We start from the raw sequence: 15,495 nt of genomic DNA, 5'->3' as shown, positions 1-15,495 counted from the left end.
AGCGCGGTATCGTTAAAGTAGGCGAAGAAGTTGAAATCGTTGGTATCAAAGATACTGCGAAATCAACCTGTACTGGCGTTGAAATGTTCCGCAAACTGCTGGACGAAGGCCGTGCTGGTGAGAACGTTGGTGTTCTGCTGCGTGGTATCAAACGTGAAGAAATCGAACGTGGTCAGGTACTGGCTAAGCCGGGTTCAATCAAACCGCACACCAAATTCGAATCAGAAGTTTACATTCTGTCCAAAGATGAAGGCGGCCGTCATACTCCGTTCTTCAAAGGCTACCGTCCGCAGTTCTACTTCCGTACAACTGACGTGACTGGCACCATTGAACTGCCGGAAGGCGTAGAGATGGTAATGCCGGGCGATAACATCAAAATGGTTGTTACCCTGATCCACCCGATCGCGATGGACGACGGTCTGCGTTTTGCAATCCGTGAAGGCGGCCGTACCGTTGGCGCGGGCGTTGTTGCTAAAGTTATCAGCTAATCGCGGATAACATTTGACGCAATGCGCAATAAAAGGGCATCATTTGATGCCCTTTTTGCACGCTTTCGAACCAGAACCTGGCTCATCAGTGATTTTTTACGTCATAATCATTGCTGAGACAGGCTCTATAGAGGGCGTTAAGTCCGAAGCGCAATAGAGCATTTCGGTTTGGTTGCCTCGCCATGGCGGGGCAAAAATGTTTGTCTGAATTCTTGTGACAGGTTGGTTTATGAGTGCGAATACCGAAGCTCAAGGGAGCGGGCGCGGCCTGGAAGCGATGAAGTGGGTTGTTGTTGCTGCGCTGCTGATCGTGGCTATCGTTGGCAACTACCTTTATCGTGACATGATGCTGCCGTTACGCGCGCTGGCAGTCGTTATTTTAATTGCTGCAGCGGGTGGTGTCGCGCTGTTGACGACGAAGGGTAAAGCGACCGTTGCTTTTGCCCGTGAAGCGAGAACCGAAGTCCGTAAAGTGATTTGGCCAACTCGCCAGGAAACATTGCACACCACGCTGATTGTGGCAGCAGTTACTGCTGTTATGTCACTGATCCTGTGGGGACTGGATGGTATTCTGGTTCGCCTGGTATCCCTTATCACTGGCCTGAGGTTCTGAGATGTCTGAAGCCCCTAAAAAGCGCTGGTACGTCGTTCAGGCGTTTTCCGGTTTTGAAGGCCGCGTAGCTACGTCGCTGCGTGAGCATATCAAATTACACAACATGGAAGAGCTGTTTGGCGAAGTCATGGTGCCGACCGAAGAAGTGGTCGAAATCCGTGGTGGCCAGCGTCGCAAGAGCGAGCGCAAATTCTTCCCGGGTTATGTTCTGGTTCAAATGGTCATGAACGATGCGAGCTGGCACTTGGTGCGTAGCGTACCGCGCGTGATGGGCTTTATCGGTGGGACGTCAGATCGTCCTGCACCGATCAGCGACAAAGAAGTCGATGCCATCATGAATCGTCTGCAGCAGGTCGGCGACAAGCCACGTCCGAAAACGCTGTTCGAGCCGGGTGAAATGGTTCGCGTCAGCGACGGTCCGTTCGCGGACTTTAACGGTGTGGTTGAAGAAGTGGACTACGAGAAGTCCCGTCTCAAGGTTTCTGTTTCTATCTTTGGCCGTGCAACTCCAGTTGAACTGGACTTTGCGCAGGTAGAGAAAGCCTAACCCGCCGACCAAAAAAACGGCGATTTAATCGTTGCACAGGGCGCGAAATTGACATACAATTTCGCGCCTTTTGTTTTTATGGGTCATGTGCCCGTAAGACACAGTATTAATCACGGGGAGCCTTTTTAAGGCGCTATACCCACACGAGGAAATTGCAATGGCTAAGAAAGTCCAGGCCTACGTCAAGCTGCAGGTTGCAGCTGGCATGGCAAACCCGAGTCCGCCAGTAGGTCCGGCTCTGGGTCAACAGGGTGTTAACATCATGGAATTCTGTAAAGCGTTCAACGCGAAAACTGATTCCATGGAAAAAGGTCTGCCGATCCCGGTTGTTATTACCGTTTACGCTGACCGTTCTTTCACTTTCGTTACCAAAACGCCTCCGGCAGCAGTTCTGCTGAAGAAAGCCGCTGGTATTAAGTCTGGTTCCGGCAAGCCGAACAAAGACAAAGTGGGCAAGATCTCCCGCGCTCAGCTGCAGGAAATCGCGCAGACTAAAGCCGCGGACATGACTGGTGCAGACGTTGAAGCGATGACTCGCTCCATCGAAGGTACCGCACGTTCCATGGGCCTGGTAGTGGAGGATTAAGAAATGGCTAAACTGACCAAGCGTATGCGCGTGATCCGTGAGAAAGTTGATGCGACCAAACAGTACGACATCAACGAAGCCATTGCTCTGCTGAAAGAGCTGGCCACTGCGAAATTCAACGAAAGCGTAGATGTTGCTGTTAATCTCGGCATCGATGCTCGTAAATCTGACCAGAACGTACGTGGTGCTACTGTACTGCCGCACGGTACTGGCCGTTCAGTTCGCGTAGCCGTATTTGCCCAGGGCCCGAACGCCGAAGCAGCTAAAGCTGCTGGCGCTGAGCTGGTAGGTATGGAAGATCTGGCTGAACAGATCAAGAAAGGCGAAATGAACTTTGACGTTGTTATTGCTTCCCCGGATGCAATGCGCGTTGTTGGCCAGCTGGGCCAGGTTCTGGGTCCGCGTGGCCTGATGCCAAACCCGAAAGTTGGTACTGTAACGCCTAACGTTGCTGAAGCGGTTAAGAACGCTAAAGCAGGTCAGGTTCGTTATCGTAACGACAAAAACGGCATCATCCACACCACCATCGGTAAAGTGGACTTTGACGCTGACAAACTGAAAGAAAACCTGGAATCTCTGCTGGTTGCGCTGAAAAAAGCAAAACCAACTCAGGCGAAAGGCGTGTACATCAAGAAAGTTAGCATCTCCACCACGATGGGTGCAGGTGTTGCAGTTGACCAGTCTGGTCTGTCTGCGGTGGCGAACTAATATTCGCCTTTACGTGGGCGGTGGATTTGTCTACAATCTTCGCCCACGAAAAGATTTTCGGTTGGAGCCTGGCCTAATCCAGGCCTCCGTCCAAGACCGCAGGTGTTTCGCAAGAAACTTAATTCCCTGCGTAGACGGTGACAGAACCTGAAGACATTTTATAAGTATCTTTGGCTTGTTTCTGCTCACCGTATTAAGACGCTCTTTTCGTTGAGAAGAGTGAAGTGAGTTCCAGGGCATAAGCCCTGGCAAACATCCAGGAGCAAAGCTAATGGCTTTAAATCTTCAAGACAAACAAGCGATTGTTGCTGAAGTCAGCGAAGTAGCCAAAGGCGCGCTGTCTGCGGTTGTTGCGGATTCCCGTGGCGTTACCGTAGATAAAATGACTGAACTGCGTAAAGCAGGTCGCGAAGCCGGCGTATACATGCGTGTTGTTCGTAACACCCTGCTGCGCCGTGTTGTTGAAGGTACTCAGTTCGAGTGCCTGAAAGACGCGTTCGTTGGTCCGACCCTGATTGCATATTCTATGGAACACCCGGGCGCTGCTGCTCGTCTGTTCAAAGATTTCGCGAAAGCGAATGCAAAATTTGAGGTCAAAGCCGCTGCCTTTGAAGGTGAGTTGATTCCGGCGTCGCAGATCGATCGCCTGGCAACTCTGCCGACTTACGAAGAAGCAATTGCACGCCTGATGGCAACCATGAAAGAAGCTTCGGCTGGCAAACTGGTTCGTACTCTGGCTGCTGTACGCGATGCGAAAGAAGCTGCTTAATTGCAGGCATCTTTCTAAAGCATTTGCTTACGTATAAACTTATTCTGATATTCAGGAACAATTTAAATGTCTATCACTAAAGATCAAATCATTGAAGCAGTATCCGCTATGTCCGTAATGGACGTTGTAGAACTGATCTCTGCAATGGAAGAAAAATTCGGTGTTTCCGCTGCTGCCGCTGTAGCTGTTGCTGCCGGCCCGGCTGAAGTTGCTGAAGAGAAAACTGAATTCGACGTTATTCTGAAAGCTGTTGGCGCTAACAAAGTTGCTGTGATCAAAGCAGTACGTGGCGCAACTGGCCTGGGTCTGAAAGAAGCTAAAGACCTGGTAGAATCTGCTCCGGCCGCTCTGAAAGAAGGCGTGAGCAAAGATGACGCTGAAGCTCTGAAAAAATCTCTGGAAGAAGCTGGCGCTGAAGTTGAAGTTAAATAAGCCAACCCTTCCGGTTGCAGCCTGAGAAATTAGGCTGATGGCTGGTGACTTTTTAGTCACCAGCCTTTTTGCGCTGTAGGGTGTCGGTAGTGTTTCACACTGTTTAACTACTGGCTTCCCCTCACAATGCTTGTTTCTATCGACGACTTAATATATTGCGACAGGGCTCACGCTTTGTGTAAATCGCAACGAAATGGTTTAAGCGTGATAGCAACAAGCATTGCGGAAAGTGCCCCACTTTCCGGTCAACAAAATAGTGTTGCACAAACTGTCCCTTTCGTCGGGCAGATGGGTCGACTTGTCAGCGAGCTGAGGAACCCTAATGGTTTACTCCTATACCGAGAAAAAACGTATTCGTAAGGATTTTGGAAAACGTCCGCAAGTGCTGGACATTCCATATCTCCTTTCTATCCAGCTTGACTCGTTCCAGAAGTTTATCGAGCAAGATCCTGAAGGGCAGTACGGTCTGGAAGCAGCATTCCGTTCCGTGTTCCCGATCACGAGCTACAGCGGCAATTCGGAACTGCAGTACGTCAGTTACCGTCTTGGTGAGCCTGTCTTTGATGTAAAAGAATGCCAGATCCGTGGCGTGACCTACTCGGCACCGCTGCGTGTAAAACTGCGTCTGGTGATCTACGAGCGCGAAGCGCCGGAAGGCACCGTTAAAGACATCAAAGAGCAAGAAGTTTACATGGGCGAAATTCCGCTCATGACCGATAACGGTACCTTTGTTATTAACGGTACTGAGCGCGTCATCGTGTCTCAGCTTCACCGTAGTCCTGGCGTATTCTTTGACAGCGACAAAGGTAAAACTCACTCCTCAGGTAAAGTGCTGTATAACGCGCGTATCATTCCTTACCGCGGTTCATGGCTGGATTTCGAGTTCGATCCGAAAGACAACCTGTTTGTACGTATTGACCGTCGCCGCAAACTGCCAGCGACTATCATCCTGCGTGCACTGAATTACACCACTGAGCAGATCCTTGACCTGTTCTTTGAAAAAGTCATCTTCGAAATTCGTGACAACAAGCTGCAAATGGAGCTGGTGCCGGAACGCCTTCGTGGTGAAACCGCTTCCTTCGACATTGAAGCTAACGGCAAAGTGTATGTGGAAAAAGCGCGCCGTATTACCGCGCGTCACATTCGCCAGCTGGAAAAAGATGACATCAAACTGATTGAAGTCCCGGTTGAGTACATTGCAGGCAAAGTTGCCGCTAAAGACTACGTTGATGAGTCTACTGGCGAGCTGATTTGCCCGGCAAACATGGAACTCTCTCTGGACCTGTTGGCGAAACTGAGCCAGGCCGGTCACAAGCGTATCGAAACGCTGTTTACCAACGACCTGGATCACGGTGCCTACATTTCTGAAACCATCCGTGTCGACCCAACCAACGACCGTCTGAGTGCGCTGGTTGAAATCTACCGCATGATGCGTCCTGGTGAACCACCGACGCGTGAAGCGGCTGAAAGCCTGTTTGAGAACCTGTTCTTCTCCGAAGACCGCTATGATCTGTCTGCGGTTGGTCGTATGAAGTTCAACCGTTCACTGCTGCGCGACGAAATCGAAGGTTCCGGTATCCTGAGCAAAGACGACATCATTGAAGTGATGAAGAAGCTCATCGGTATCCGTAACGGTAAAGGCGAAGTGGATGATATTGACCACCTCGGCAACCGTCGTATTCGTTCCGTTGGCGAAATGGCAGAAAACCAGTTCCGTGTTGGCCTGGTACGTGTAGAGCGTGCGGTGAAAGAGCGTCTGTCTCTGGGCGATCTGGATACCCTGATGCCTCAGGATATGATCAACGCCAAGCCGATTTCTGCCGCAGTGAAAGAGTTCTTTGGTTCCAGCCAGCTGTCTCAGTTTATGGACCAGAACAACCCGCTGTCTGAGATCACGCACAAACGTCGTATCTCTGCACTCGGCCCAGGCGGTTTGACCCGTGAGCGCGCAGGCTTTGAAGTTCGAGACGTACACCCGACTCACTACGGTCGCGTATGTCCAATCGAAACGCCTGAAGGTCCGAACATCGGTCTGATCAACTCCCTGTCCGTCTATGCACAGACTAACGAATACGGCTTCCTTGAGACTCCGTATCGTAAAGTGACTGACGGTGTGGTAACTGACGAGATCCATTACCTTTCTGCGATTGAAGAAGGTAACTACGTTATCGCTCAGGCGAACACCAACCTGGACGACGAAGGTCGCTTTGTTGATGATCTCGTTACCTGCCGTAGCAAAGGCGAATCCAGCTTGTTCAGCAACGACCAGGTTGACTACATGGACGTTTCCACCCAGCAGGTGGTTTCCGTCGGTGCATCCCTGATCCCGTTCCTGGAACACGATGACGCCAACCGTGCATTGATGGGTGCGAACATGCAACGTCAGGCCGTTCCGACTCTGCGCGCTGATAAGCCGCTGGTTGGTACTGGTATGGAACGTGCTGTTGCCGTTGACTCCGGTGTGACGTCTGTTGCTAAACGTGGCGGTACTGTTCAGTACGTGGATGCCTCTCGTATCGTTATCAAAGTTAACGAAGACGAGATGTACCCGGGCGAAGCAGGTATCGACATCTATAACCTGACCAAATACACCCGTTCTAACCAGAACACCTGTATCAACCAGATGCCATGTGTGTCTCTGGGTGAGCCAATTGAGCGCGGCGACGTGCTGGCAGACGGTCCGTCCACCGACCTCGGTGAACTGGCGCTCGGTCAGAACATGCGCGTAGCGTTCATGCCGTGGAATGGTTACAACTTCGAAGACTCCATCCTCGTCTCCGAGCGTGTGGTTCAGGAAGATCGTTTCACGACCATCCATATTCAGGAACTGGCGTGTGTGTCCCGTGACACCAAGCTGGGGCCGGAAGAGATCACCGCCGACATCCCGAACGTGGGTGAAGCAGCGCTCTCCAAACTGGATGAATCCGGTATCGTTTACATCGGTGCAGAAGTGACCGGCGGCGACATTCTGGTGGGCAAGGTTACGCCGAAAGGTGAAACCCAGCTGACGCCAGAAGAAAAACTGCTGCGTGCGATCTTCGGTGAGAAAGCGTCTGACGTTAAAGACTCTTCTCTGCGTGTACCGAACGGCGTTTCCGGTACTGTTATCGACGTTCAGGTCTTTACCCGCGATGGCGTGGAAAAAGACAAACGTGCGCTGGAAATCGAAGAGATGCAGCTGAAGCAGGCGAAAAAAGACCTGTCTGAAGAATTGCAGATCCTCGAAGCTGGCCTGTTCAGCCGTATCCATGCTGTGCTGGTTTCCGGTGGTGTTGAAGCTGAGAAGCTCGACAAACTGCCGCGCGATCGCTGGCTGGAACTCGGCCTGACCGACGAAAGCAAACAAAATCAGCTGGAACAGCTGGCTGAGCAGTATGACGAACTGAAGCACGAGTTCGAGAAAAAACTCGAAGCGAAACGTCGCAAAATCACACAGGGCGATGACCTGGCACCGGGCGTGCTGAAAATCGTGAAAGTGTATCTGGCCGTTAAACGTCAGATCCAGCCTGGTGACAAAATGGCGGGTCGTCACGGTAACAAGGGTGTTATCTCTAAGATCAACCCGATCGAAGATATGCCTTACGATGAAAACGGCACGCCGGTAGACATCGTACTGAACCCACTGGGCGTACCGTCTCGTATGAACATCGGTCAGATCCTGGAAACTCACCTGGGTATGGCTGCTAAAGGTATCGGCGATAAGATCAACGCCATGCTGAAACAGCAGCAGGAAGTCGCGAAACTGCGCGAATTCATCCAGCGTGCCTACGATCTGGGCTCCGACGTTCGTCAGAAAGTTGACCTGAACACCTTCACTGATGAAGAAGTTCTGCGTCTGGCTGAGAACCTGCGTAAAGGTATGCCGATCGCAACGCCGGTATTCGACGGTGCGAAAGAGTCTGAAATCAAGGAACTGTTACAGCTGGGTGGCCTGCCGACTTCTGGTCAGATTACCCTGTTCGACGGACGTACTGGTGAGCAATTCGAGCGCCAGGTTACCGTTGGCTATATGTACATGCTGAAACTGAACCACCTGGTTGATGACAAGATGCATGCGCGTTCTACCGGTTCTTACAGCCTGGTTACTCAGCAGCCGCTGGGTGGTAAGGCGCAGTTCGGTGGTCAGCGCTTCGGGGAGATGGAAGTGTGGGCGCTGGAAGCATATGGCGCAGCATACACCCTGCAGGAAATGCTCACCGTTAAGTCTGATGACGTTAATGGTCGTACCAAAATGTATAAAAACATTGTGGACGGCAACCATCAGATGGAACCGGGCATGCCGGAATCCTTCAACGTACTGTTGAAAGAGATCCGTTCGCTGGGTATCAACATCGAACTGGAAGACGAGTAACTCTCGCTCAAACAGGTCACTGGTGCCGGGGTCACTCCCGGCACCAGATTGTGCTAACTCCGACGGGAGCAAATCCGTGAAAGATTTATTAAAGTTTCTGAAAGCGCAGACTAAAACCGAAGAGTTTGATGCGATCAAAATTGCGCTGGCCTCGCCAGACATGATCCGTTCATGGTCTTTCGGTGAAGTTAAGAAGCCGGAAACCATCAACTACCGTACGTTCAAACCTGAGCGTGACGGCCTTTTCTGTGCGCGTATTTTCGGGCCAGTAAAAGACTATGAGTGCCTGTGCGGTAAGTACAAGCGCCTGAAACACCGTGGTGTGATCTGTGAGAAGTGCGGCGTTGAAGTGACCCAGACTAAAGTGCGCCGTGAGCGCATGGGCCACATCGAACTGGCGTCTCCGACTGCGCACATCTGGTTCCTGAAATCCCTGCCGTCCCGTATCGGTCTGCTGCTGGATATGCCGCTGCGTGATATTGAACGTGTTCTGTACTTCGAATCTTATGTTGTGATCGAAGGCGGTATGACCAATCTGGAACGTAACCAGATCCTGACCGAAGAACAGTATCTGGACGCGCTGGAAGAGTTCGGTGACGAATTCGACGCGAAAATGGGTGCGGAAGCGATCCAGGCCCTGCTGAAAAGCATGGATCTGGAGAAAGAGTGCGAGCAGCTGCGTGAAGAGCTGAACGAAACTAACTCCGAAACCAAGCGTAAAAAGCTGACCAAGCGTATCAAGCTGCTGGAAGCATTCGTGATGTCTGGCAACAAGCCAGAGTGGATGATCCTGACCGTTCTGCCGGTTCTGCCGCCAGATCTGCGTCCGCTGGTACCGCTGGATGGTGGTCGTTTCGCAACGTCAGATCTGAACGATCTGTATCGTCGCGTTATCAACCGTAACAACCGTCTGAAACGTCTGCTGGATCTGGCTGCGCCGGACATCATCGTACGTAACGAAAAACGTATGCTGCAGGAAGCAGTAGATGCCCTGCTGGATAACGGTCGTCGCGGTCGTGCGATCACCGGTTCTAACAAACGTCCTCTGAAATCTTTGGCCGATATGATCAAAGGTAAACAGGGTCGTTTCCGTCAGAACCTGCTCGGTAAGCGTGTTGACTACTCCGGTCGTTCTGTTATCACCGTAGGTCCATACCTGCGTCTGCATCAGTGCGGTCTGCCGAAAAAAATGGCGCTGGAGCTGTTCAAACCGTTCATCTACGGCAAGCTGGAACTGCGTGGTCTTGCTACCACCATTAAAGCCGCCAAGAAAATGGTTGAGCGTGAAGAAGCTGTCGTTTGGGATATTCTGGACGAAGTTATCCGCGAACACCCGGTACTGCTGAACCGTGCACCAACCCTGCACCGTTTGGGTATCCAGGCATTTGAACCTGTTCTGATCGAAGGTAAAGCAATCCAGCTGCACCCGCTGGTTTGTGCGGCATATAACGCCGACTTCGATGGTGACCAGATGGCAGTACACGTTCCGCTGACGCTTGAAGCGCAGCTGGAAGCGCGTGCGCTGATGATGTCTACCAACAACATTCTGTCTCCGGCGAACGGCGAACCAATCATCGTTCCGTCTCAGGACGTTGTACTGGGTCTGTACTACATGACCCGTGACTGTGTTAACGCCAAAGGCGAAGGCATGGTGCTGACTGGCCCGAAAGAAGCTGAGCGTATTTATCGCGCTGGCCTGGCCTCTCTGCATGCGCGTGTAAAAGTGCGTATCACCGAATATGAAAAAGATGCACAGGGCGAATTCGTTGCGAAAACCAGCCTGATTGATACGACCGTTGGTCGTGCGATCCTGTGGATGATCGTACCGAAAGGTCTGCCTTTCTCCATCGTCAACCAGGCGCTGGGTAAGAAAGCGATCTCCAAAATGCTGAACACCTGTTACCGCATTCTGGGCCTGAAACCGACCGTTATCTTTGCTGACCAGACGATGTACACCGGCTTTGCTTATGCAGCGCGTTCAGGTGCATCCGTTGGTATCGACGATATGGTGATCCCTGAGAAGAAAACTGAAATCATCAGCGAAGCGGAAGCGGAAGTTGCTGAAATTCAGGAACAGTTCCAGTCTGGTCTGGTTACTGCGGGCGAACGCTATAACAAAGTTATCGATATTTGGGCGGCGGCGAACGATCGTGTATCTAAAGCGATGATGGACAACCTGCAAACCGAAACCGTTATTAACCGTGACGGCGTCGAAGAGCAGCAGGTTTCCTTCAACAGCATTTACATGATGGCCGACTCCGGTGCGCGTGGTTCTGCGGCACAGATTCGTCAGCTGGCAGGTATGCGTGGTCTGATGGCGAAGCCGGATGGCTCCATCATCGAAACGCCGATCACCGCGAACTTCCGTGAAGGTCTGAACGTACTCCAGTACTTCATCTCCACGCACGGTGCGCGTAAAGGTCTGGCGGATACCGCACTGAAAACGGCAAACTCCGGTTATCTGACGCGTCGTCTGGTTGACGTGGCGCAGGACCTGGTGGTTACCGAAGACGATTGTGGCACCCTCGAAGGTATCACCATGACCCCGGTTATCGAGGGTGGTGATGTTAAAGAGCCGCTGCGCGATCGTGTTCTGGGCCGTGTGACCGCTGAAGACGTACTGAAACCAGGCACCGCGGACATTCTGGTTCCACGCAACACGCTGCTGCATGAGCAATGGTGTGACCTGCTGGAAGCGAACTCCGTAGACAGCGTGAAAGTGCGTTCCGTCGTATCCTGTGACACCGACTTTGGTGTATGTGCACACTGCTATGGTCGTGACCTGGCGCGTGGCCACATCATCAACAAAGGTGAAGCCATCGGCGTTATTGCAGCACAGTCCATCGGTGAGCCGGGTACACAGCTGACGATGCGTACGTTCCACATCGGTGGTGCGGCATCTCGTGCGGCTGCTGAATCCAGCATCCAGGTGAAAAACAAAGGTAGCATCCGTCTTAGCAACGCGAAATCGGTTGTGAACTCCAGCGGTAAGCTGGTCGTGACCTCCCGTAACACCGAGCTGAAACTGATCGACGAATTCGGTCGTACCAAAGAAAGCTATAAAGTGCCTTACGGTGCGGTCATGGCGAAGGGTGATGGCGAGCAGGTTGCAGGCGGCGAAACCGTAGCAAACTGGGATCCGCACACCATGCCGGTTATCACCGAAGTGGCTGGTTTCATCCGCTTCACCGATATGATCGACGGCCAGACGATTACTCGTCAGACCGACGAACTGACCGGTCTGTCTTCGCTGGTGGTTCTGGATTCTGCAGAACGTACCGCGGGCGGTAAAGATCTGCGTCCGGCACTGAAAATCGTTGATGCCAACGGTAACGACGTTCTGATCCCTGGTACCGATATGCCAGCTCAGTACTTCCTGCCAGGTAAAGCGATTGTGCAGCTGGAAGACGGCGTACAGATCAGCGGTGGTGACACCCTGGCGCGTATTCCGATGGAATCCGGCGGTACTAAAGACATCACCGGTGGTCTGCCGCGTGTTGCTGACCTGTTCGAAGCGCGTCGTCCGAAAGAGCCGGCAATCCTGGCTGAAATCAGCGGTATCATTTCCTTCGGTAAAGAAACCAAAGGGAAACGTCGTCTGGTTATCACCCCGGTTGATGGTAGCGAGCCGTACGAAGAGATGATCCCGAAATGGCGTCAGCTCAACGTGTTCGAAGGTGAACGTGTCGAACGTGGTGATGTGGTTTCGGATGGTCCGGAAGCGCCGCACGACATTCTGCGTCTTCGTGGTGTTCACGCCGTTACGCGTTATATCACCAACGAAGTACAGGACGTTTACCGTCTGCAAGGCGTTAAGATCAACGATAAGCACATCGAAGTTATCGTGCGTCAGATGCTGCGTAAAGCCACTATCGCTAATGCAGGAAGCTCTGACTTCCTGGAAGGCGAGCAGGCTGAATACTCCCGCGTCAAGATCGCTAACCGCGAACTGGAAGCGAACGGCAAAATTGCAGCGACCTACGCTCGCGATCTGCTGGGTATTACCAAAGCGTCTCTGGCAACCGAGTCCTTCATCTCCGCGGCATCGTTCCAGGAGACCACTCGTGTGCTTACCGAAGCAGCCGTTGCGGGCAAACGCGACGAACTGCGCGGTCTGAAAGAGAACGTTATCGTGGGTCGTCTGATCCCGGCTGGTACCGGTTATGCGTACCATCAGGATCGTATGCGCCGCCGTGCTGCGGGTGAACTCCCGGCTGCACCGCAGGTAACTGCTGAAGATGCGTCTGCCAGCCTGGCAGAACTGCTGAACGCAGGCCTGGGCGGTTCTGACAACGAGTAATCGTTGAGAACCCGATAATAAAAAACCCGCTTCGGCGGGTTTTTTTTTGCGCTTAAAGCGGAGATTAGTTTAGCGGGGGGAGACGTCGATACAACTCAATCATATCGCCCGCCAGATCCTGAATCACCATCGCGTTCATCAGATGATCCTGCGAGTGCACGGTGATCAGATTCACCGGCAACTTGCCTTCACCTTCATCAAGACCTATCAGCTGCGTCTGGATTTTATGCGCGTGCTTAACGTATTCCCGGGACTCCTCCATGGCGGTTTCTGCCCCTGCGAAATCACCTTTACGTGCCAGCTGCAGTGCCGTTAACGCCTCGCTGCGTGCTGCGCCTGCGTTAACCAGCAACTCCATGATGATAGTTTCCAAATCTTCCATGCGATCACTCCAGCAGCTTAAGGGCTTTTTCCAGCACGACATCACCTTTCATCATGCCGTAATCCATCATATCGATAACGGCGACCTTTTTGCCCAGCGGCTCAGCCTGCGCCTGAAGTTTAGCCAGCTCGTATTTAACCTGTGGACCCAGCAGCACAATATCTGCCGCCGCGATGTTGTCTTTAAACTCCGCCACTGGCACGGCTTTGATGGTCACCTCGACGCCTTTTTTCTGCGCCGCATCTTTCATACGTTGAACCAACATGCTGGTGGACATACCTGCAGCACAGCATAAAACGATGTTTTTCATAGTTAGCCTCGATGTAGATGGGATAATTGATAATTATCCCGCACCCGGGGATCAACAACCGCTTTGCGGCGATTGTGTGTCGGGCATCACAAAGAAACCTGTGAAGGGTGAAACCGGTTACAAATTGCGCCCCAGCCAGCTATCCCAGTCTTTCCATACCGGTTGCAACCCGCGACGCCGCAGCGCGCTCGCCACTTCTTCAGGACGCCGCCCGTCATGAGGAGCGAACTGCTCCAGTTCCGGATGGTCATCGGCATAGCCGCCGGGCTGCGTTTTCGAAAACGCACTCACGTTATTTACTGCCAGTGGGATCACGTTGTCCCGGAACCACGGTGATTCTCGCGTCGACAGCGACAGTTCCACTTCCGGCGCGAACAGGCGAAACGCGCACAGGGTTTGCACCAGCTGGCGCTCATCCATGACAGAGGCGGGTTCAATGCCGCCCGTACAAGGGCGCAGACGCGGAAACGAGATCGAGTATCGGCTCTGCCAGTGCTGTTTTTGCAACCACAGCAGATGCTCTGCGACCATAAAACAGTCCACGCGCCAGTCATCAGACAAGCCGATTAATGCGCCCAACCCTATTTTATCGATGCCCGCGCGGCCGAGCCGGTCCGGGGTTTCCAGCCGCCAGAAGAAATCCTGTTTCTTACCTTTCAGATGGTGCTGCGCATAAATCCCTTCGTGATAGGTTTCCTGATAGACCATCACACCATCCAGCCCGAGAGTTTTCAGCTCGGCATACTCTGCCTGCGACAGCGGCTGCACTTCCATGTGCAGCGAGGCAAACTGGCGGCGAATTGCCGGGATATGGCGACGAAAATAGTCCATACCGGTTTTCTTTTCGTGCTCGCCGGTGACCAGAAGAATGTGTTCAAAGCCCATTTCACGGATGGCGGCGCACTCCCGGGCGATCTCATCCTCGTCGAGGATTTTGCGCTTAATACGGTTGCTCATCGAAAAGCCGCAGTAGGTGCAGTCGTTGGCGCAAAGGTTCGACAGGTACAACGGCACGTAGAAACTGACCGTGTTGCCAAAACGCTGACGGGTCAGCTGCTGCGAACGTTGGGCCAGCGGCTCCAGATACGCGCTGGCAGCGGGGGAGAGCAGCGCCATCATGTCCTCGCGCGTCGGGTGCGTGGCAGCGAGCGCGCGTTCGACATCTCTGGCGGTTTTACTGTGAATACGCAGCCGGATGTCATCCCAGTCCAGTTGCCGCCAGCGATCGGTAAAGGTGTTCATGGCTGCGCCTCCAGAAAGCCGGTCAGCGGGCTGGTGGCCTGGGCGTAAGACTGCCGGGCGCCCGGTACGGCGGCACGCGCCAGTACGCCTGCTTCCACCGCGAGGCGGAAAGCATGAGCCATCTTCACCGGATCGTCAGCTACCGCAATAGCGGTATTGACCAGCACCGCATCCGCGCCCATTTCCAGCGCCAGCGTGGCATGGCTGGGTGCGCCAATTCCGGCATCCACCACCACGGGCACGCTGGCCTGGGCGATGATAATTTCCAGCATTGCGCGGGTTTCCAGACCCTGATTAGAGCCGATGGGTGCGCCGAGCGGCATCACCGCTGCGCATCCCGCCTCCTCCAGGCGCTTGCATAACACAGGATCGGCGCTGCAATAGGGCAGCACGGTAAAACCCTGCTTCACCAGCATTTCTGCTGCTTTAAGGGTTTCGATGGGATCGGGCAGCAGCCAGCGCGGATCCGGGTGGATCTCCAGTTTCAGCCAGTGCGTACCGAGCGCTTCTCGTGCCAGCTGTGCGGCAAACACCGCTTCTTCGGCGTTTTTTGCGCCTGAAGTATTGGGCAGCAGCATCACGCCAGCCTCCAGCAGCGGTGCCAGCAGATCATCACTGCGCTGGTGTAAATCAACGCGCTTCATCGCCAGCGTGACCAGCTGGCTACCGGAGGCGCGGATCGCGTCTGTCATCAGTGCCGGGGAGGCGAATTTCCCCGTCCCGGTAAAGAGGTGGGAATCAAAAGTTTTATCAGCAATGCGTAACAT

13 protein-coding genes are annotated in these 15,495 nt (G+C 53.2%); 9 read left to right on the top strand and 4 right to left on the bottom strand.

Annotation, left to right across the window (positions count from 1 at the left end; genetic code table 11):
• From KW828_RS21025 to rpoC, 9 genes are all read left to right on the top strand, one after another.
• The coding region (locus KW828_RS21025; protein WP_256350325.1) for an EF-Tu/IF-2/RF-3 family GTPase at positions 1-488 on the top strand (488 nt) is incomplete at its 5' end.
• Positions 489-717: 229 nt separating this feature from the next.
• A complete protein-coding gene (gene secE / locus KW828_RS21020; protein WP_218338190.1) occupies positions 718-1,101 on the top strand; it encodes a preprotein translocase subunit SecE in 384 nt (127 codons plus the stop codon).
• A 1-nt stretch (position 1,102) separates the two neighbouring features.
• Positions 1,103-1,648, top strand: coding sequence for a transcription termination/antitermination protein NusG (gene nusG / locus KW828_RS21015; RefSeq protein ID WP_002438628.1), 546 nt, complete (start codon positions 1,103-1,105; stop codon positions 1,646-1,648).
• Between the two features lie 157 nt (positions 1,649-1,805).
• On the top strand, positions 1,806-2,234 hold the full coding sequence (gene rplK / locus KW828_RS21010; RefSeq protein WP_031522773.1) for a 50S ribosomal protein L11: 429 nt from the start codon (positions 1,806-1,808) through the stop codon (positions 2,232-2,234).
• Positions 2,235-2,237: 3 nt separating this feature from the next.
• On the top strand, positions 2,238-2,942 hold the full coding sequence (rplA, locus tag KW828_RS21005) for a 50S ribosomal protein L1 (RefSeq protein WP_088222456.1): 705 nt from the start codon (positions 2,238-2,240) through the stop codon (positions 2,940-2,942).
• 271 nt (positions 2,943-3,213) lie between these two features.
• Entirely contained in the window at positions 3,214-3,711 is a 498-nt protein-coding gene (gene rplJ, locus KW828_RS21000) for a 50S ribosomal protein L10 (protein ID WP_007704673.1), read from the top strand.
• Positions 3,712-3,777: 66 nt separating this feature from the next.
• Positions 3,778-4,143 carry a 50S ribosomal protein L7/L12 gene (rplL, locus tag KW828_RS20995; RefSeq protein WP_218338189.1) on the top strand — a complete coding sequence of 122 codons (366 nt, stop codon included), beginning with the start codon at positions 3,778-3,780 and terminating at the stop codon, positions 4,141-4,143.
• A 322-nt stretch (positions 4,144-4,465) separates the two neighbouring features.
• Positions 4,466-8,494, top strand: a complete 4,029-nt coding sequence (gene rpoB, locus KW828_RS20990; protein WP_218338185.1) for a DNA-directed RNA polymerase subunit beta — start codon at positions 4,466-4,468, stop codon at positions 8,492-8,494.
• A 76-nt stretch (positions 8,495-8,570) separates the two neighbouring features.
• Complete coding sequence (gene rpoC, locus KW828_RS20985; protein WP_218338184.1) at positions 8,571-12,794, top strand: DNA-directed RNA polymerase subunit beta'; 4,224 nt, start codon at positions 8,571-8,573, stop codon at positions 12,792-12,794.
• A 64-nt stretch (positions 12,795-12,858) separates the two neighbouring features.
• On the opposite strand, the gene KW828_RS20980 is transcribed toward rpoC, so the two are convergent.
• From KW828_RS20980 to thiG, 4 genes are all read right to left on the bottom strand, one after another.
• Complete coding sequence (locus KW828_RS20980; protein ID WP_218338183.1) at positions 12,859-13,176, bottom strand: PTS lactose/cellobiose transporter subunit IIA; 318 nt, start codon at positions 13,174-13,176, stop codon at positions 12,859-12,861.
• A gap of 4 nt (positions 13,177-13,180) precedes the next feature.
• Complete coding sequence (locus KW828_RS20975; protein WP_088222452.1) at positions 13,181-13,486, bottom strand: PTS sugar transporter subunit IIB; 306 nt, start codon at positions 13,484-13,486, stop codon at positions 13,181-13,183.
• Between the two features lie 117 nt (positions 13,487-13,603).
• Positions 13,604-14,728 carry a 2-iminoacetate synthase ThiH gene (gene thiH / locus KW828_RS20970; protein ID WP_218338182.1) on the bottom strand — a complete coding sequence of 375 codons (1,125 nt, stop codon included), beginning with the start codon at positions 14,726-14,728 and terminating at the stop codon, positions 13,604-13,606.
• Positions 14,725-15,495 (bottom strand): thiazole synthase, encoded by a 771-nt coding sequence (gene thiG / locus KW828_RS20965; RefSeq protein ID WP_218338181.1) that lies wholly within the window; start codon positions 15,493-15,495, stop codon positions 14,725-14,727. Before thiG ends, thiH begins: the two co-directional genes overlap by 4 nt.

It is taken from the genome of Enterobacter sp. ENT03, from assembly GCF_019218745.1.
GTDB lineage: Bacteria > Pseudomonadota > Gammaproteobacteria > Enterobacterales > Enterobacteriaceae > Enterobacter_D.
Note: the sequence above shows the minus strand (reverse complement) of the source record. Positions and strands in the feature narration are given on the sequence as shown.